This window comes from Galbibacter marinus, from assembly GCF_000300875.1.
Lineage (GTDB): Bacteria > Bacteroidota > Bacteroidia > Flavobacteriales > Flavobacteriaceae > Galbibacter > Galbibacter marinus.
Map to the genome: position 1 here is coordinate 1 of NZ_AMSG01000069.1, position 728 is coordinate 728.

Here is a 728-nt window from a genome sequence, read left to right on the forward strand (position 1 = left end):
TCCACAGCAAGAAGAAATCTCCTATACCCGAAACAAGAAGAAACACCCAGGCCGTCATGCTCTTCCCGAGAATCTTCCCGTAAGAGAAGAGATTATCGAACCAGCACAGAACACCACTGGAATGGATAAAATTGGGGAAGAGGTTACAGAGACTTTGGAATATACACCTGCTTCTCTTGTCAAAAGACGAGTGATCCGTCCCAAATATAAAAAGAAAGGAACTTCGCAAATAATTATTGGGGAGTTACCTGAGCGCCCTTTAGATAAAAGTATTGAAGAAGCTAGCCTACTGGCCTACATCATAATGAGGAAGTATGTAGAACACATGCCATTCTACCGTCAAATTCAAGGATTTGGTCGCGATTTTGGCTGGAATCCTGCCGCCAGCACCCTTAGTGATTGGATGCGTGAATGCGCTATCCTATTGGAGCCACTTTACAATGTGCTCAAACGGAAAATTCTGGAATCTGGTTACATCCAAGTGGATGAGTCTCCGATTAAGGTGCTGGACAAAGACAAAAAAGGAAGTGCACATCAAGGTTAGCAGTGGGTTTATCACGACCCGGTGCATAAACTTGTGCTCTTTAATTACAATAAGGGAAGAGGTCAGAATGGTCCAAAACGACTATTGTCTGATTATCAAGGTATTTTGCAATGTGATGGCTATTCCGTGTACGACAACATTGGCGCTCAGCCTGGAATTGTATTAGCCGGATGTCTTGTCCATG

The 728-nt window shown here is 43.7% G+C and carries 1 pseudogene; it reads left to right on the plus strand.

The features are described from left to right. Window positions 1-121: 121 nt before the first annotated feature. Window positions 122-728 (plus strand): annotated as a pseudogene (locus I215_RS16560) (IS66 family transposase); the annotation flags it as partial.